13 protein-coding genes are annotated in these 19,315 nt (G+C 41.1%); all 13 read left to right on the top strand.

Going from position 1 to position 19,315, the window contains the following annotated elements; genetic code table 11:
- Window positions 1-341: 341 nt before the first annotated feature.
- Window positions 342-1,406, top strand: a complete 1,065-nt coding sequence (gene dhaK, locus IUZ65_RS19545) for a dihydroxyacetone kinase subunit DhaK (RefSeq protein ID WP_195705695.1) — start codon at window positions 342-344, stop codon at window positions 1,404-1,406.
- 10 nt (window positions 1,407-1,416) lie between these two features.
- Window positions 1,417-2,055: a dihydroxyacetone kinase subunit DhaL gene (dhaL, locus tag IUZ65_RS19540; protein WP_195705694.1), complete on the top strand. Its 639-nt coding sequence runs from the start codon at window positions 1,417-1,419 to the stop codon at window positions 2,053-2,055.
- Between the two features lies 1 nt (window position 2,056).
- Window positions 2,057-4,462: a phosphoenolpyruvate--protein phosphotransferase gene (gene ptsP / locus IUZ65_RS19535; protein ID WP_195705693.1), complete on the top strand. Its 2,406-nt coding sequence runs from the start codon at window positions 2,057-2,059 to the stop codon at window positions 4,460-4,462.
- A gap of 315 nt (window positions 4,463-4,777) precedes the next feature.
- Window positions 4,778-5,785, top strand: a complete 1,008-nt coding sequence (locus tag IUZ65_RS19530) for a porin (protein ID WP_195705692.1) — start codon at window positions 4,778-4,780, stop codon at window positions 5,783-5,785.
- 508 nt (window positions 5,786-6,293) lie between these two features.
- The gene (locus IUZ65_RS19525; RefSeq protein WP_229638252.1) at window positions 6,294-7,931 is read left to right on the top strand and encodes a BCCT family transporter; all 1,638 of its coding nucleotides are present in this window, start codon (window positions 6,294-6,296) and stop codon (window positions 7,929-7,931) included.
- Window positions 7,932-8,083: 152 nt separating this feature from the next.
- Window positions 8,084-9,445: an FAD-dependent oxidoreductase gene (locus IUZ65_RS19520; RefSeq protein ID WP_195705691.1), complete on the top strand. Its 1,362-nt coding sequence runs from the start codon at window positions 8,084-8,086 to the stop codon at window positions 9,443-9,445.
- A gap of 81 nt (window positions 9,446-9,526) precedes the next feature.
- Complete coding sequence (locus tag IUZ65_RS19515) at window positions 9,527-10,804, top strand: FAD-dependent oxidoreductase (RefSeq protein WP_195705690.1); 1,278 nt, start codon at window positions 9,527-9,529, stop codon at window positions 10,802-10,804.
- Window positions 10,805-10,817: 13 nt separating this feature from the next.
- Window positions 10,818-11,192, top strand: a complete 375-nt coding sequence (locus IUZ65_RS19510; protein WP_195705689.1) for a cyclophilin-like fold protein — start codon at window positions 10,818-10,820, stop codon at window positions 11,190-11,192.
- 241 nt (window positions 11,193-11,433) lie between these two features.
- Complete coding sequence (locus IUZ65_RS19505) at window positions 11,434-13,197, top strand: methyl-accepting chemotaxis protein (protein ID WP_195705688.1); 1,764 nt, start codon at window positions 11,434-11,436, stop codon at window positions 13,195-13,197.
- A gap of 278 nt (window positions 13,198-13,475) precedes the next feature.
- Window positions 13,476-15,218, top strand: coding sequence for a glyoxylate carboligase (gene gcl, locus IUZ65_RS19500; protein WP_195705687.1), 1,743 nt, complete (start codon window positions 13,476-13,478; stop codon window positions 15,216-15,218).
- Window positions 15,219-15,290: 72 nt separating this feature from the next.
- Window positions 15,291-16,073 (top strand): hydroxypyruvate isomerase, encoded by a 783-nt coding sequence (gene hyi, locus IUZ65_RS19495; protein ID WP_195705686.1) that lies wholly within the window; start codon window positions 15,291-15,293, stop codon window positions 16,071-16,073.
- Window positions 16,074-16,091: 18 nt separating this feature from the next.
- Window positions 16,092-16,976 carry a 2-hydroxy-3-oxopropionate reductase gene (gene glxR / locus IUZ65_RS19490; protein ID WP_195705685.1) on the top strand — a complete coding sequence of 295 codons (885 nt, stop codon included), beginning with the start codon at window positions 16,092-16,094 and terminating at the stop codon, window positions 16,974-16,976.
- Between the two features lie 332 nt (window positions 16,977-17,308).
- The gene (gene dhaR, locus IUZ65_RS19485) at window positions 17,309-19,273 is read left to right on the top strand and encodes a dihydroxyacetone kinase operon transcriptional regulator DhaR (protein ID WP_195705684.1); all 1,965 of its coding nucleotides are present in this window, start codon (window positions 17,309-17,311) and stop codon (window positions 19,271-19,273) included.
- Window positions 19,274-19,315 lie beyond the last annotated feature (42 nt).

Here is a 19,315-nt window from a genome sequence, read left to right as displayed (position 1 = left end):
GATTTTACCTGCTTAACTCTCTATATCTTGTGATAGCTACAATAAAGCGGGGTAGATAAAAGGTAACGAAGAGATGCTGAGTCAGTGCTACATTCATGAAGAACAGCACAAAGTATCTTTAACTAAGCTATTGGGAGATTGATATTATGACCAAAGTCACATTCTCTTATTGAGTAGTAATTCTTGTTCCAAGATGAAAAGAAACATCTTCACTTGCGTTTCAATTTGAAACGAAAAGTTACCGTGTTGCGCCATTTTAAAATACACACATACTAACCCTAGAATTATTGGATTAACGGACTTGAATAGTCGCAATCAACCTGAATAAAAATGGTATATCGATGAAAAAACTTATCAATAAAGTGGAAGATGTAGTAACAGAACAACTGGAAGGGTTAATTGCTGCTCATCCAGAGTTAAAAGTGTCATATGACCCTCGATATGTGTGGCGTGAGGATAATCAGGGAAAAGTTGCGCTTCTTTCCGGTGGTGGTAATGGCCATGAACCAATGCACGCGGGATTTATTGGAAAGGGTATGTTAACGGCTGCCTGTCCCGGCGAAGTATTTACCTCTCCAACACCGGACCAAATGTATGACTGTGGAAAGAAAGTTGATGGTGGAAATGGCGTATTATTTTTAGTAAAAAACTATACAGGTGATGTATTAAACTTTGAAACAGCTGTTGAGCTATTGCATGCGGATAATGTTGCTGTAGGTTCTGTCATCATTGATGATGACGTGGCAGTAAAAGACAGCTTATACACGGCTGGCCGACGTGGTGTTGGAGCCACTGTTCTGATAGAAAAAATGGTCGGAGCGGCAGTAGAGAAAGGCTACAGCCTTGATGAATGTGAAAAATTAGCGGTGCGAATCAATAATAACGCACGATCTTTTGGTGTTGCTCTTTCAGCATGTGTTGTGCCAGCAGCTGGTAAACCATCCTTTGTCTTAGATGATAATGAAGTTGAATTCGGAGTAGGTATTCATGGTGAGCCAGGAATTGAACGTCGTGAATACACAGATCTAGACAGTTTGACTCAGCAAATGTTTGCTGAACTCATCGATTGTCCACCTTATACCAGAACACTCAATCGTTGGGACCGAGTACGTGGTGAATGGGTTAGTGAAGAGACGACGACGGATGAATTCAAACCAGGTTGCGATTTGATTGTGATGGTAAATGGATTAGGTGGAACACCAAGCTCTGAGCTATTTGGTGCGTATCGCAAGGTTCATGAACATTGCGAAGCAGCGGGCTATAAAATTGCACATAATCTAATAGGTGATTATTGCACTTCTCTCAATATGGAAGGTTTTTCTATTACGTTGATACAAGCAGACAGTGAGATGCTTGAATTATGGAGTGAACCTGTGAACACACCTGCTCTGCGCTGGGGTTGTTAAGGAAATTAATATGACGATTGAAAAAAAACAAATTTTAATATGGCTAAGTCAATGTTCGGAACTTTTTATTCGAGAACGAGACTATCTAACTCAGTTAGATGCGGATATTGGAGATGCCGATCATGGCCTCAATATGAACAGAGGTTTTGTGCGAGTCGCAGAAAAAGTACCCACAATGGAGAAACAAAGTATTGGGACGATCCTGAAAACGACCGGAATGACACTTATGTCGAGTGTTGGTGGAGCAAGTGGTCCGCTATACGGTACTTTTTTTATCAGAGCGGCGGCCGTAGTTGATGCTAAAGACTCCCTAAATAGTGAAGACTTAGCGGCAATGTTAAGGGCGGGTGTAGAGGGTGTTGTTTCTCGAGGTAAAGCAGTAAAAGGTGACAAAACAATGTGTGATGTTTGGTTGCCAGTGGCTGAATCCTGTGAGAATGGATTGTCGCTTGAACAGAGTGTTGAAGTGATACTCGAGAACGCGGTTAAAGCGGCAGAAGAAGGGGTCCACAGTACAATCGCAATGCAAGCGAGAAAAGGACGCGCAAGTTACCTTGGTGAGCGAAGCATTGGCCATCAAGATCCAGGTGCAACCTCAAGTATGATGATGCTTAAAGAGCTACAACGTGTCGTATTAGGGGGTAGATAAAATGGTTGGGATAGTTATTGTATCTCACAGCCGACTTTTAGCAGAAGGTGTCGCGGAATTAGCGACGCAGATGACGCAAGGTAAAGCGATGATTGCTGTTGCTGGTGGCATAGACGACCTAGATAATCCAATAGGGACTGATGGTGTCAAAGTAATGGAGGCCATCGAGAAAGTGTTTGATGATACCGGTGTACTTGTTCTTATGGACATGGGTAGTGCGTTGCTTAGCACCGAAATGGCACTCGAGCTTTTACCTGACGAAATTTCTGAAAAAGTTCGCCTCTGCTCAGCCCCTATTGTTGAAGGTACGATGGCGGCATCGGTAGCTGCAATGACTGGCCAATCTATTGATGTAGTCATTCAAGAAGCGAATAGCGCATTGGTGGCAAAACGCACGCACCTAGGCGATGACGTCGTTCAAGAAATTGAGACCTCAATTGAATTAACGAGTCAGGCGATTGAGAGCGATTATTGGACTGTACAAAACCCTCACGGAATACATGCAAGACCGTCTGCGTCTATTGTTTCAGAGTTGGCCGCCTTTAATGCTGAATTATGGCTTGAAAAAGGCCGCAAGCGTGTTAATGCCAAAAGTTTGAATGCTATTGCCTCTTTGAGCGTACTTGTTGGTGACACTATTCGCCTGATTGCTCAAGGAGAGGAGTCGCAGCAAGCAATAGAGGCATTTATGTTGCTTGCAACAAGACACTTCAATGAAGATATTTCAGAGAAACCTTCGGTTGAACTAGAGCAAGAAAACCCAGAATTACAATCAATTGATGGTGCCCTCTCAGGAATCTCAGTGTGTGGAGGCATCGCGACAGGGCCCGTCACATTTTTTACAAGCTCGATGCCAACGGTACCAGTTAGAACCTTTGACACTTATGAAGTTGAAAAAAAGTCCTTTTTTGAGGCGATAGAACAGGTAACCCAACAAATTCAAGATCAAGGAAAAAGCACCTCAAATAAGGCAACTAGTGCCCATTCCGGGATTTTTGAAGCTCACGTAATGCTTCTAACCGACCCGGAGTTGGAGAAAACAGTGATGGAACAAATCGGACGTTCTATTATTGTTGAGCAAGCTTGGCTGAATGCAATTACCGACCTTGCCAACATCTATGCTCAGTCTGAAAGCCAATATCTTAAAGAACGTGAAGCTGACGTGTGGGATGTGGGGCGTCAGCTAATGATGGCATTATGTGATGAGCAATCTTGTGAGTTCATTATGGATAAGCCTTCAATCATCATTGCAGACGAACTATCACCATCGGACACTGCGAATCTTGATCCAGAAAAAGTCTTGGGTATCTGTTTAAGCGGCGGAGGAAAAACCACCCATAGCGCGATTTTGGCGCGTGCGATGGGAATTCCAGCTCTGGTTAAAGTTCAAGGCTTAAATACTATAGTTGAGAATCAAATCGTCACCATTGATGGATTTGGGGGGCTACTTTGGCTAAGTCCAGACCAATTAACTCAGAAAAAACTGGAAGAAAGACGGATAGATTGGCAAGCACAAGCAAAGCGCCAGTTAGAGCAATCTAATGCGGCGGCAATTACTCTGGATGGAACCAAAATTGATGTTCTTGCCAATATAGGTGGACTGGAAGATATTGACGCTGCGTTAAAATCTGGTGCGGAAGGCGTAGGTTTACTGCGGACAGAATTTCTTTTTCAAGACTGTGCGGTTTTGCCTACAGAGGAGGAGCAATATCGAACCTATGTTGATATTGCTAAAGCCTTGAATGAACGTCCATTAACCATCAGAAGCTTGGACGTTGGTGGTGACAAACCAATGGCAGCCTATCCTGTTCCAGAAGAAGAGAATCCATTCCTTGGGCTTCGAGGTGTGAGGCTATGTTTAGCCGACCATCAGTTGTTCAAAGTACAACTTCGAGCGGTACTTAGAGCGGCGAGTGAATATGCCAATATTCAATTGATGGTCCCTATGATTGCTAATGTTGACGAGCTTAAAAAAGTAAAAAATCTTATAAAAGAATGCCGGGAGGAATTAGGTCTGCCACAAAACGAGTACCCGATGAAACTTGGGATTATGATTGAAGTGCCGTCAGCTGTTTTTAGTGCAGATTCGTTAGCAATAGAAGCAGATTTCTTTTCTATTGGTACCAATGATCTTACTCAATATGTTATGGCTGCCGATCGGGGGAATCCTTTAGTTGCTGAATTAGTTAGTTACAACCAACCGGCGGTAATTAGAGCGATAGAACTGACTTGTCAGGCGGCAAATAAGGCAAATATACCCGTTAGCATGTGTGGTGAAATGGCAGGTGATGATCAAGTGACAGAGTTATTGCTTGGATTGGGTCTGTCAAAATTCAGTGCAAGTTCGAGCATGATTCCGAGGTTGAAAGATAAAATTAGAGGTCTAGATTTTTCTCCAGTCAACTAAAGCGTAGTGTAGTTCGTATAAAGCCAACAATAGGATGAGAATTCAATTGTTGGCTTTTTTTATAACACGATTTTTAAAACAATGTTTCAATATAAAATTTCTTATGTTTCAAACAAGAATAATATATCGGTAAAAAAGCAATATTTTGGGGCTTAGTCACTATTTGCCTGCTTTTATATGTCCAAGTACTAACTGTTGTTAATGTCGTCAATAAATTAGGCTCTAATGACGTAAATATCTTCTTGTATTCATGAATAGTAAATATAGTTAGTGCTGATTATAGTTACTAACCAATACTTTATAGAGGGAAAAAATATGAGAGTAAGAATATTGCCAGTTCTAGTTACATTGGCGTTAATATCTACCACAGTGAATGCCGCAGAGATATATAAAGATGATAATAGTAGTTTTAAATTAGGTGGTAGAGTGGAGGTTCGCGGAAACATCAGTGACGCTAATGCTGATAATTTTAATGATATTTCTAGAGCACGTATCTACTTACTTGGTGAAAAAATTCTAAATGATGACGTTACCATGAGGGCCAGGTATGAAACAGAAATCAAAGAAAGAACTGGTGCGGTGGATGGTTCTGACACCAAGTTTGACACTCGCTACTTATACGCTGGCTTTAAAACTCAAATTGGGGACGTTTACTATGGTCATCAGGACAATGCCACTACCTATCTTACTAACTTTTCTGATATGGCAGAGTACTATAGCGGTTATATTAATGAATTAAGTGTTACCACTGCCGATCGTGCAAAAAATACAATGCGTTATGCGACAAGTGTAAATGATGTTACTTTTCAGGCAAGTGTTAATCAAAATAGTGACCGTAAATCAGATGGTTATGGTGTCGTTGTCGCCTATAAGTTGACGGATAATGTTGAGTTTGGTATCGGTTATGCCAGTGCAGATCAAGAAACTTACGACGGTGGTTCTGAACAGACCGATACTATGGCAATTGTTGCTGCAAAATATACGACAGATAATTTTTGGATAGGTTCTACTTTCCAGACAGGGCAGATTTCTAGTACTTCGGTGATAGAAGATGACTTTACAGCGTACGACCTGTATTTAGGCTACTTTTTCAACAATGGTAGCGTTATTAATACAACCTATACCAGTTTTGAAGCTGATACTATTTCTCAATATGACATGAATTTTGTTGCGGCAGAATATGCATATTACTTCCAAAATATAGCGACATATATAAGTTATAAACACAACTTATTAGACGAAAATGACTACTCCGGAGCAAAATGGTTAGCGTACGAAAATACTCAGGATGAGATTACATTTGGTCTCCGTTATAAGTTTTAGAATGTAAAAAACATTGATGGCACTCAACGATAATAGCGCCTGGAAATACACTACAAATAAGTTGTTTTATCATGGTGTAAATGCTTGATATTTATTATGGATTCAGTGTTCAGTGCCTAGTAGTTATATATATTATTCGTCATGTAAATTAGTGTTGATTATTATATTTTGTATTAATTTTTTGAGTGAATAGAAATCGTTAATATTATTGTAAATAGTTATTTTGATTTTTCGTCGAGATTTTGTACTCTAAGTTACTTGTGATGTTTCAATGTGAAACCATGACTATATTCTATGTTTCTATTTGGAATCAAGTTATGAATAAAGTAAGAAATATAGACGTCAGTCACTTTTTATACTCTACGAAGAGCCGAATTATGTGACCTTGTGTTTACCATCAAAGAACCTGAACTTAAAGTGATGATTTGTTCTCATGTACAGGCACTCTTTTGTTAAATTAGTTTTGAAAGCTTTAAGTGCCCTACCAAATAATTAAAAGGAATCGGTTATGTCAAGAACCAATGAAATGAAAAAAGGTGCAATAGATAAAGCGGTGTTCTTTCCTGCTTTGATTGTAACCTTAGTTATGGGGATATATTTCCTCTATGATCCAAAAGGCAGTGCCGCTCTATTAGGTAAACTTCATTCATTTACCACTGGTGAATTGGGGTGGTTTTTTCTTCTGGCGACTGTTGCAGCCGTTCTCTTTTGTGTTTACCTTGCGGCGTCGCGCTATGGCAATATAGTTTTAGGAACAAAAGGGGAAAAGCCAGAATTTTCTACAGCAACTTGGCTCGGTATGATATTCACATCTGGAACCGGTGGTAGTGTTCTCTATCTTGGCGCGGTTGAATGGATCTGGATAATGCAATCTCCACCGTTTGGCATTGAGCCGGGCTCAGCGGACGCCGCTCGTTGGGCTTCAGCTTATGGTATGTTCCACTGGGGGCCCTCAGCGTGGGCATGGTATATCGCTTGTGCCATTCCAATTGCTTATTTCTTTTACATCCGTAAAGAACGCTCGCTTAAAATCAGTGAATTTGCTCGTCCATTAATTGGTGATCAAGCAGACAAACTAGGTGGTCAAACAATAAACTTCCTTTATATGTTCGGAATGATAGGCGGAGTAATGACATCGCTTGCATTAGGAACGCCTCTGATTTCAGGAACCATTGTTTACTTCCTTGGCTTAGAACAGAGTAACGCCTTTATCGATACGTTGGTGATATTCCTTTGGACATTTATTCCGCTAATTGCATTAATATTTGGTTTGAAACGCGGCGTTTCTAAACTAAGCGAATGGAATGTGCGAATGGATGTTGTCATGCTAATCCTTATTGTTGTCCTAGGGCCTACCTCGTTTATTCTCAACCAATCTGTCGATGGCCTTGGTTTGATGTTGCAAAACTTCATCTATATGAGCTTTGTTACCGATGTTATCCGTGACACTGGGTTTCCTCAAGGATGGACTGTCTTCTATTTTTCATGGTGGGTAGTGTATGCAATGCCATTTGGATTGTTTATAGCAAAAATATCAAAAGGCCGGACAATTCGTGAATTAGTCTTGGGTGGATTAGTAGCCGGCTCCCTTGGTTGTATGGTCTTCTACATGGTGTTACCAGGCTTTGGGATTGACTTGCAAATGTCAGGCCAGGCTGATCTCATGACCATCATGAATGAAAGCGGTCGTGGCCAAGTGGTCATCGAAATGCTTCAACATCTGCCTGCCTCATGGTTACTTGTGCCTGCATTTGGTTTGATTACGCTTATTTCATACATTACCGGTCACTGTGCGGTTGGTTATTCTCTTGCTGCTGCGACCCAACAAGAAATGGCTCAGGATGAAGACCCAGCTAAATGGAATATCGCTTTTTGGTTGATTCTTGCTGGTGTTGTATCGCTAGGTCTTTATTTTATAAACCCTGAAAGTTTGAAACCATTGCAGACGGTATCTATTCTAACTGGCTTCCCATTAGTGTTTGTTGTTTACATTGTTGCACATAGCTTTATGAAGCAAATAAAACTGGACTTTCCATCCGGTTTTCCAGTTGCGGAATCGGACGGGAAAGTGTACTTAGAAGTGGACACAGCTAGGACGACAGAAAAGCCAAAAGAAGTAGAAGAAGTATTAGTGAATCAAAGTTAAACATCGGCCCCTCTCAATAGCTATTTATTGAGAGGGGTATATCGATCCCTTTTCTGAATAAGACGGCTTGTCTTTATTTCTTAGAAAGTATTTTGAAAATGAATTGTAAAAAAGATCTAGTGATATAGAAAGATATCTGGAGATTCAAATAAATGAACAAGATTATTGAACCAAAAAGAGAAACGCCGGTTTTAATTGAAACCGAAGTATTAGTGATAGGTAGTGGTCCCGCCGGTTTAAGCGCTGCCATTGCTTCTGCCCGCCTAGGTGTAAAAACGGTGTTAGTTGAACGTTTTGGCTGTTTTGGAGGGGTGTTAACACAAGTTGGTGTTGAGAGTTTTGCTTGGTATCGCCATGAAGGAACAGAAGATTGCCAAGGTATAGGGCGTGAATATGAGAAGCGCGCAAAAGAGTTGGGTTTCACTCGCCCTGAACCGCAGTCTATTAGTGAAGTTATCGATACGGAAGGTTTTAAATACGTTGCTGATCGTATGATCTTAGAAGCTGGAGTTACTCCATTACTCCATTCTCAGGTAGTCGATGTGATTATGGAAGGCGATTCACTCTGTGGCGTCATTGTCGAAGGAAAATCCGGTCGACAGGCTGTCTTAGCACAACGAATCGTTGATTGTTCTGGAGATGCCGATGTTGCCTATAAAGCGGGGGCACCTTATACCAAGCGCGATAAAAAAGAGCTAATGGGCGTCACAGTAATGTTTAACTGTGCTGGGGTAGATAGTAAGCGTTTCCATAAATTTGTTGAAGAAGATCTGAAGCCTACTTATTCAGATTGGGGGAAAAACTGGAGCATCATCACCGACGAAAAAGAAGATGATATGTTCAGTCCCTATATGGAAGAAATTTTCAACAAAGCCCAAGAAGAGGGCATTATCCCCGGCGACGCGCAGGCAATAGGCGGTACTTGGAGTACATTTACCGAGACAGGAGAAGCCCTGCAATTGAATATGGTTTATTCATATGGTTATGACTGTACCGATGTGTGGGATCTGAGTAAGGCCGAAATTGAAGGCCGGCAGCAAGCTATTTGGGCCATAAATGCGCTTCGTCACTATGTGCCTGGTTTTGAACAAGCCCGCTTGAGAAACTTTGGTATGACATTGGGTACACGCGAATCAAGGCTGATTGTTGGTGACTCACGAGTAGACAAAGATTACGTATTAAATCAAGGCCGTTGTGAAGACAGCGTCGGTATCTTTCCTGAGTTTATAGATGGTAGTGGCTATCTAATTTTGCCGACGACAGGTCGATATTTCCAAATTCCGCTCAGTTGCTTGATTCCCCAAAAGGTAGAAAATCTTATCGTTGCTGGGCGTTGCATATCTGCCGACGTTATCGCACATACATCAATGAGAAATATGATGTGTTGTTCCGTAACAGGTCAAGGTGCTGGTACGGCTGCAGCGCTTTCAGTGAAAGAAAATCAGAGCCTTCGTGATTTAGACATCATCAAACTTCAACAAACATTGGTCCAACAGGGGGCGAGAATCGAATAACGGTTGCTCATAAATATCGGTTAATGGATATGGCCATACGGCCCTAGTTCTGTATTTTTGTGTTTAATTGGAGAAATATTGATGAGAGAAGTAAGAGAAACGGTTGACGTTGTCGTTGCGGGTGGCGGGACGGCTGGTCATGTGGCTGCAATTCAAGCAGCAAGAGCGGGTGTAAAGGTATCTTTAGTAGAAGCAAGCTCTATGCTTGGTGGCACAATGACCGATGGTGGTGTGTTTATGCCCAATCATTGGCATTCACCGAAACAAGCGGTGGTTCAGGGGATTGGCTGGGAGCTATTTAGCCGGTCAAAAGAGATAGAAGGCTTAAGAATCAAACCTTTTACTGAACGAAGAGCGGTTGATACTCCAGGATACTACAGCAATATTAACGTACCAATTTACGCGACGATCGCAGAACAAGCCGCAATAGAGGCCGGTGTTGAGATCCATTATCATGAGTTCATTGGTGAAGTTGCGCATGATGGTAATTGGTGGGAAGTGACGTCATATGCCCGTGGGATTAAGCGTATTACCCGTTGTAAAGAGTTGCTAGATTGCTCTGGTGATGCGGATGTTGTGAGAGCTCTCGATTTACCCGTTGTAAGAGCACCAAAACGGCAGCCAGGCACATTGCAATATCGTATAGAAGGAATTGATTTGCAACAAGTGTGGAAAGGCGAAGCCCAAAAACTATATGAAGAAGCGATGGAAGAAGGTCGTCTAGAGAAAGGCGATTGGGCCTATTTTGGAATCTATGAGTTTATTTGGTTTTTGCAAATGGGAGGGCACAATTCTACCCACATTTACGGCTGTGATACGACTGATGCTGACGGTCAAACGAAAGCGAATATTGATGGACGTAAACGTATGTTAAGGATGTACGAATTCGTCAAAGATAAAATACCGGGTGCAGAAAGATCCGTACTTAAAACAATGTACACAAGAGCGCTGTCGCGAGAAGGCTGTCGTATTGTAGGTGAGCACAACGTTACGTTAGATGAATTTATGGGTGCTAAGAATTATAAAGACAGTGTGTGTAATGCGTTCAACTATATAGACCTGCATAACGAAGATAATGGATGCGATGAAATCTTCCATGAATCGGCGGAGCTTATACCTAAGGTGCCGATGTCTGCTCTGATACCAAAAAACACCAATCGTCTATTGGTTGCGGGACGAATCTTGTCTTCCGATAGAAAATCCCTCGCGGGGATTCGTGCTCAAAGTACGTGTATGGCGATGGGACAGGCTATTGGAGCGGCAGCAGCTCTCGCCGTGAAAAAGGGTGTGTATTCACGTGATATCGCTACATCAGATATCGTTGACCTCACGATAGAACACGGTGCAGTCGCTCTGTAATAGGGAGAAAATTATGGGAGTTGTTGAAGTTAAAATTGGCTCGATAATGTTGGATATTGAGCTGAACGACAGTGAAACAGCAGAAAAACTGTTGTCTGAGCTGCCTATTCGCTCCAGAGCGAAGCGATGGGGAGACGAGATTTATTTTACAACGCCTGTTGAAATTGATGTTGCTAGCGATGCAAAAGAAACTGTGGAAGTTGGTGATGTTGCCTTTTGGCCCCCTGACCGAGCATTGTGTTTGTTTTTTGGCCCAACACCTTGTAGTAGCAACGGAGAACCACAAGCTGCATCAGCTGTTAACTTAGTCGGCAAATTACTCGGTGATGTGTCATTACTTAGTCGCGTGACGGATAACTGCCAAGTAGAAGTACGAATTAAACCATAACAAAAAAGTACATAACACTAAACATAAAAATTCAGACATAAAGTATTGCCGTTTGGTAAGGGCATTTTATGTCTGAAGTTTATTGTTTAATTAACGGTGCATAGAACTGATGAGTATATTTAATAAATATAGATTAAATAGGGTAATACAGCTGCCAATATTCATAATAATAATTCTCCTTAATTGTTTTTTGGCTGTTTTTTATTATGAATATGTAAAAGTGAATCAAGTTGCTCTATCTATGGAACAAGTAAAAAAAGATGTAGAGGTTATAGATAAAAATATAATTTATATGTCTGAATTGACATCTAATGCGAATAACAAAACCAATAGTTTAAAAGAACTGAAAAAAACTGAAGACCAAGTGTTGAAAATAATTGATTTAATGAAAGATGAGTTGAATTTATTAGATGAAAAAACCCAAGCAGAGTTACATGGCTTACTTAATTCGTTTGCTTTGGAGCTACAATCGAAAAATATGCTCACTGAGCATTCAGTTAATCTTTATCTTAATCTACCTTGGCTTGCTGATGAATTCGCAAGGCTTGATCAGAAAGGTGTTTTTAGTGACCAAGAATGGCTGAAAAATAGAGACAGGATATTGATTATTAGTTCCCATATCCAAGACCGCATCGCGAATCTATTTACCATTAATATTCCTGACCCGGAAAAAAAATTAAGAACAGAGCTTATTCAGCTTGATGAGACGTTAACGCAGTTAACGTCCGATGCTCGTTTTAAACAATTCATCACTGACTACCGTATTGCTACCAATAAAATCTTAGTTAATCGTGCGTCAGAGCGCATCCATCAAGAAAAACTGTACGAAATAGGTCAGGCCCTCAACATGTCGTTCAAGACAATAAGAGATAAGAAAGAAAATGCGTTATCTAAACTTCTCCTAGAATATAGCGACTTATTGAGGATGTTATTAATATTAAAGATAACTGCAATGGTTGTGCTAGCAGCAATAAGTCTTGTGCTAACGTTACTAATCAACCGCTGGCAAACCAACTGGATATCGAGAATAAGCGCAAATATTGAGAGGATGTCACGAGGGGACTTTACATCAAAAATAGTAGTAGCGGAATCGGCTAATTCTCGCAATGAATTTGTATCTCTCAGCCATTCATTTAACAAAACAGTGACCGAATTGTCGTCAGTAACACGAACACTATTAGACGTTTCCCAAGGGGTGTTATCGTCATCTACTGACTTAGCTAATGTGATGGGAAAAACCGAAACCAATGCACAGTTAGAAGTTGATCAGATTACATTGGTGTCGACAGCCGTAAGTGAATTATCTGTTACCGCGAGTGAAGTTAGCCGTAATGCATCTGTCGCTGATAGTGCCGCGCAAGAAGCCTTAAATAACGTTTATCTTGGTGAGAGTGCGTTAAGAGAATTAGAAAATATTTCGACCAAGATAGAATGTTCGATTAAAGACACGTCTGATGTTATTGAGGAGTTAAACGGATTTTGTGCCGAAATTGGCTCTGTAATTGACGTCATAAAAAGTGTATCAGAGCAGACGAATCTGCTCGCTTTAAATGCGGCAATAGAAGCAGCCCGAGCTGGAGATTCGGGTAGAGGCTTTTCTGTTGTTGCAGATGAGGTCAGAAATCTTGCAGCAAAAACACAGAATTCTACGGCGAGTATTCAAGACCTAATCGATAGGCTTCAACATCAATCAAATAGTGCGAGTTTAGTCATGATTGAAAACTCTGAACTGGTGACTCAATCAAAAAGCATCACATTGACGGTAAAAAATTCGTTTAATGAAATTACCGTTTCTGTTCAAAAAATTTCAGAGATGAACGCCTCTGTTGCTACGGCGTCAGAGGAGCAATCAAGAGTGACTCAAGATATATTTGAAAATGTTTCTTCTGTGAATGATTTAATTAATAAAAATGTGTATTCAATTACTAAAGGTGCAGAATCCAGCGAAGACCTTGCGGCTATGTCGGATAAGCAACAAAGCTTACTATCGTCGTTTAAATACTGATGAATCAAGAGTTGGTTGTCTTCAAATATTTAAAAAATCAGGTGACCATATGTTCCAAAGTGAAACAATGCAGTTGGCGGAGTGATTCGATTTGAAACGAAAATTGATGTAGTTGCGGTAAAAAATATACGCGATAGTATTATTTTGAAATAGTTAAATAAGATGATATTTGAAAGAAAGTATTTGTACTGACGATTATTGCTTTCCCCAAAAAATTCCCAGTAAATGAAATGATTTATCTTGTTAGTAACTAAAAAATTAACCTTGGAGATTGAATTATGGCTAGAATGCGTGCAATAGAAGCAGCAGTTCTAATATTAAATAAAGAAGGGATTGATACTGCATTTGGTGTGCCGGGTGCAGCAATCAATCCTATGTACGCTGCGATGAGTAAGCTAGGTGGAATCGACCATGTTTTGGCGCGCCATGTTGAAGCTGCCTCACATATGGCTGAAGGTTATACCCGTACGGCAGACGGCAATATTGGCCTCTGCATTGGTACTTCTGGCCCCGCAGGTACTGATATGATTACTGGATTATATTCTGCATCGGCTGATTCAATTCCTATCCTATGTATTACCGGACAAGCGCCCGTAGCTAAACTAAATAAAGAAGATTTTCAAGCAGTAGACATTCAATCTATTGCAAAGCCAGTGACAAAAATGGCGGTGACTATTCTAGAAGCGGCTCAATTGCCAGGTACTTTCCAAAAAGCTTTTTTTGAAATGCGTTCAGGCCGACCTGGACCTGTACTTCTTGATCTGCCTATCGACGTTCAATTAGCGGAAATTGAATTTGATATTGAGCTTTATGAGCCGATGGTTCCTCATAAGCCTCAAGCAACCAAAGCTCAAGCTAGACGTGCTTTAGAGATGCTCAATGAAGCAGAAAAACCTTTATTGGTTGCCGGTGGTGGTGTTGTCAATGCCAATGCTGCAGAGCTTTTCCAAAAATTCGCCGAGATTGTTGGCGTTCCTGTCATCCAGACCCTCCGTGGTTGGGGAGTTATCTCAGATGACCATGAACTTATGGTCGGTCGTATGGGCTGTCAGGCTAATCATCGCTATGGTAACGCTTCCTATTTGGAATCTGATTTTGTGTTTGGAATCGGTAATCGTTGGGCAAATCGCCACACGGGTGCAATTGAAACATACACCAAAGATCGTAAGTTTATTCATGTAGATATTGAACCGACACAGATTGGTCGGGTATTTGCTCCCGATCTAGGTATCGCCTCTGATGCAGGGGCAGCACTTAAGTTGTTTATAGAAGTGGCTGAGGAGATGAAAGCAAAGGGTGAGCTTAAGCAAAGAGACCTTTGGGTGGGGGAATGTGTAGAGCGTAAAAGAACAATGCTCCGTCGTGAAGATTTTGACCAAACACCGGTGAAACCACAACGTGTTTACCACGAAATGAACAAAGCGTTTGGCCCCGACACTCGCTACGTTGCAACGATTGGTAATGCACAAATTGCTGCTAACCAGTTCCTAAGAGTCCATAAACCTCGTCATTGGATTAATGCCTGTCAGGCGGGACCATTGGGTTGGACATTACCTGCTGCTTTAGGTGTCGTGAAGGCTGACCCAAGTAAGCCAGTTGTTGCTGTTTCTGGTGACTACGACTTCCAGTTTTTGGTGGAGGAGTTTGCTGTTGGGGCGCAATTTAATCTGCCATTCATTTATGTCTTGATCAACAACGCTTATCTTGGGCTCATCCGCCAAGCACAACGTAACTTTGATATAGATTATTGCGTACAACTCTCTTTTGAAAATATAAACGCACCTGAATTAAATGGCTACGGTGTCGATCATGTTTCTGTAGTAGAAGGGCTGGGTTGTAAAGCGATACGGGTCTTCGATCCAGAAGAGATTGGTCCAGCATTAGAGAAAGCGAAATTAATGATAAAAGAGTTCCAAGTGCCTGTCGTCGTAGAGGTGATAACCGAACGAATCACCAATATCGCTATGGGCCCAGATATCGACAAAGTGACAGAATTTGAAGAAGTGATTGATCTAGATTAAATAAAAAATAATGGATAGGACAGTCCGGTTATAACAATGTGGCCGGACTCATAAAAAATGTAAGGAGTTGTTATGCCCAAGCTAGCTGCAAATCTATCAATGTTATTCACAGAATTGGAATTCATGGCTCGTTTTAAAGGTGCTGCTGAAGCTGGTTTTAAAGGTGTCGAGTATTTATTTCCATATGATTTTTCTGCTCAGAAGATCAAAGATGAATTAGAAAGGTATGGATTAACTCAGGTGTTATTTAATCTGCCAGCAGGAGATTGGATGGTCGGTGAACGCGGCATTGCGTGTTTACCTGAAAGAGTTGAAGAGTTTCGCAAAGGCGTGGACCAAGCGATCAGTTATGCGACCGTAATGGGCTGTACTCAGGTTAACTGTTTGTCGGGAATTATTCCGAAAGGTCTGTCTCAGCAAGATGCAGAGAAAACATTGATTAAGAACCTAAAGTACGCCGCAGACAAACTAGAACTAGCAGGTGTTCGATTGGTTGTTGAGGCGATAAATACTCAGGATATGCCCGGCTTTTGTGTTAACAACACTAACCAAGCACTTAGGTTGATTGGTGAAGTGGGTAGTAAAAATATCCATTATCAGTACGACATTTACCATATGCAAATTATGGAAGGCAATATCGCAAGAACATTAAGCGATCATCTTTCCACGATTGGACATGTGCAACTTGCTGACAATCCAGGTCGCCATGAGCCTGGAACAGGAGAGCTTAATTATGAGTTCCTTTTCCAACACCTAGACGATATAGGCTATCAAGGTTGGGTTGGGTGTGAATACGTTCCTGCCAATGGTACTGAAGCAGGCTTAGGTTGGCTAAAAGAATATAACTTAGTGTGATTTTTGGAGAGTAATAGAATGAATATTGGATTTATTGGTACTGGTATTATGGGTAAACCGATGGCGAAAAACCTTCAAGATGCGGGTTATACGCTTTATTTCACAGAACATTTTGAGTCTGCACCAGACGACTTAATAGGAGACAAAGGCGTTGCATGTCCTACTCCGGCCGCCGTTGCTGAAGCTTCTGATATTATCATCATCATGGTTCCTGACACCCCTCAGGTTGAGGATGTCTTATTTAATGATATTGGCGTCGCAAAAGGTTTAACGAAAGGTAAAATTGTTGTAGATATGAGTTCCATATCACCAATTGAAACGAAAAAATTTGCTCAACGCATTGAAGAGACGCAAGCATGGTATCTGGATGCGCCGGTTTCTGGTGGTGAAGTCGGAGCGGTCGCTGGATCATTATCAATTATGGTTGGCGGGCATGAAGACATTTTTAATAAAGTGAAACCGTTATTTGAAATCATGGGGAAGAATGTCACGTTAGTAGGCGGTAATGGTGATGGTCAAACTTGCAAAGTAGCAAATCAAATTATAGTTGCATTGAATATTGAAGCAGTATCTGAAGCACTGGTTTTTGCCTCTAAGGCTGGCGCTGATCCTGCGAAAATCCGTCAAGCTCTTATGGGGGGGTTTGCTTCGTCTAAAATCTTAGAAGTACATGGGGAGCGGATGGTGAAGGGGACATTTGATCCTGGCTTTAGAATATCCCTCCATCAAAAAGATCTTAATATCGCATTAGAAGGTGCGAAAGCACTGGGAGTTAATTTACCAAATACTTCTACGGCACAAGAACTATTCAATACCTGCAAAGCACTTGATGGGGACCACTTGGATCACTCTGCAATGATTCTCGCACTAGAGCATATGAGTAATCATTCGATTCGAGATTAACTCCTCGTTTTGGGCTGATGGTCCCTCGGCCTCAGCCCCTTTTTCCCCATATTTAGACAAATGACTAGTTGTTTGAAAATGGCGTAACTACGTCGTTTTTCAATCCACCGAAAAGGTGGAGAATGTAGTGACTATTTATCTACACACGTTTGAATGAATCTGTAGTGAGTCATCTGTTAATAGTGTTATTGATGTCTCAAAATGAAACATCTTTAACATGCATATACGCCATCTGCCAAGAATAAAAGATATTATGCAATCAACATTTTCAGTAGTTATCTAACTGGGCCCTAAATTATGAGTGAAGGCTATCTTTTGGTAAGGAGAACATCATGAGTCGGAATTCAACAGATACGAAATTTAACGACATCCAGACTCGTTGGGATTTTTTTCAAAAACACCATTGGGTTGCTCCTCAATTTGCTACTTCGCCGATTCTGGAATCGTGGGAGCGCTGTTTAAGACAAAGTAATCCGTATGAATGGTTAAAACCTCATGTTGCTGTAGGGACAACCTTGGATTCGTTTCTTAAACGTAATTTGGCGGCAACTTGTATCGCCGAAGCTATCCTTGAAGACGCGTTTCAGTTCTTGGAGTCTCGTCGCTGCTGTTTCCTGGTCACAGATGAAACCGGGTGCACAATGTCTATTATCGGTCATCATGAAATGATCGAGGAATTAAGAACATTAGGAATAAAAAAAGGTGCTTTCTGGAGCGAAGGTCGTCTAGGAACTAATGCGATTAATTTGAGTTTGCACACCCACGAGACGGTATCTTTATTTTCGGCGCAACATTTTAATACAAAGCTACATGGTTACAGCTGTCATGCTTCACCTGTTTTTGATGAACAAGGTAGAGCGCGAGCTGCGCTTATGCTTTTCACTATGGCAAGCGAGCATAAAGATTCTGATGCCGCACTTGTCAATTCTTGTGGAAAAGAAGTGGCGAGTCAATTACTCATAGAAAAGACTCTGACACAATCAAATCAAATCCTTTGTCAGAGAAATGCGGTTCTTGAATGTATGGATGATGGAGTGATTTCTTGGGACAAGGAAGAGAGAATTACCTTTATTAACCAAGTCGCATCGGAGAAATTGAAGCTCAAAAAAGATCTCGTTCTTTATAAATCGCTTAGAGATACGATTACCCTTCCTCCTGCTTTAAAAAATGCATTAGAAGGACGAAAAAAGTGTTCTCATCTAGACATCATTATGGAGTGCCAGGGAGATTTTATAGAGGCTTTGGTTACACTTAGGCCACTTAGTGACGGTGGATGTTTGTTGTTTATTCACCCCTTGGAAACGATACGTAAGTTAGCGCAGAGGCAGCTTGGATCAAATGCAGATTTGAGTTTCGACTCCCTAGTGGCGCAATCCAAAAAGATGAAACAGGTTATTACTCTCGCCAAAAGAGCTGCAAAAGTAAAAGATCCAGTTTTATTACGTGGTGAAGATGGAGTAGGGAAAGGACAAATTGCCATGGCTCTGCATAATCATAGCCAGAATAGCGAGGGGCCTTTTTTAACGGTCAATTGCAAGAGTATCGCACCAGAGAACATGTTAAGAACGTTATTTGGAACCGATGAAGGCGAAGGTCTAGCATCAAAAATAGAGTTAGTGAATGGTGGGACTCTCTATTTAGAACAAGTGGAATACCTGTCAGAGGAAGTACAGTCAGCACTATTACAAACACTGAAAACCAATATATTGGTACGTGACAATAGTAATCGAATGATTCCTGTTAATTTTCAACTTATCACTAGTACTTCTGCCGACCTTGAACAGTACGTTAGCAAGCATAATTTCCGTCGACAACTTTATTATGCTATTGGTGCCATTGAGTTAAAAATTCCGTCTATCAGGCAACGAAAAGAAGATATTCCAGTCTTTATTGAAAGACAAATGCTTCGTATGAAGAAACGATTTAACGTCGATATTGTGATAACAGATGCGGCACTGGATATTTTATGCAGTTATTCGTGGCCCGGGAATATATCTGAACTTCAGAATAAGATTGAAAAAATCGCACTAAATCGCCGTAGAAACATTATCGATGTGGATGATCTTCCTAGCCAACTATTAAACAGCAAAGTGGGGCATGAATCTGCCGAGTGGGAATCGTCTATTCAGAGCTTGGAAGCATTAGAACGAAGAGCGATTATGGAGGCGTGGGAAATATTCGACGGCCGTATCGCAGATATTGCAGCTGCGCTGAAAATTGGTCGCACGACGTTATGGAGAAAATTGAAAAAGTACGAAATAAATAAAGATGAGTTGGACTTTACTGAAGAAAAGTAAGCAACCACAAAGGGTATTTTGAACAAAGTATATATTTAAGTT

The sequence above is a fragment of the Vibrio sp. VB16 genome (genome assembly GCF_015594925.2).
GTDB lineage: Bacteria > Pseudomonadota > Gammaproteobacteria > Enterobacterales > Vibrionaceae > Vibrio.
The sequence above is the reverse complement of the archived record's forward strand: the minus strand, read 5'-3'. Positions and strand labels throughout refer to the sequence as shown.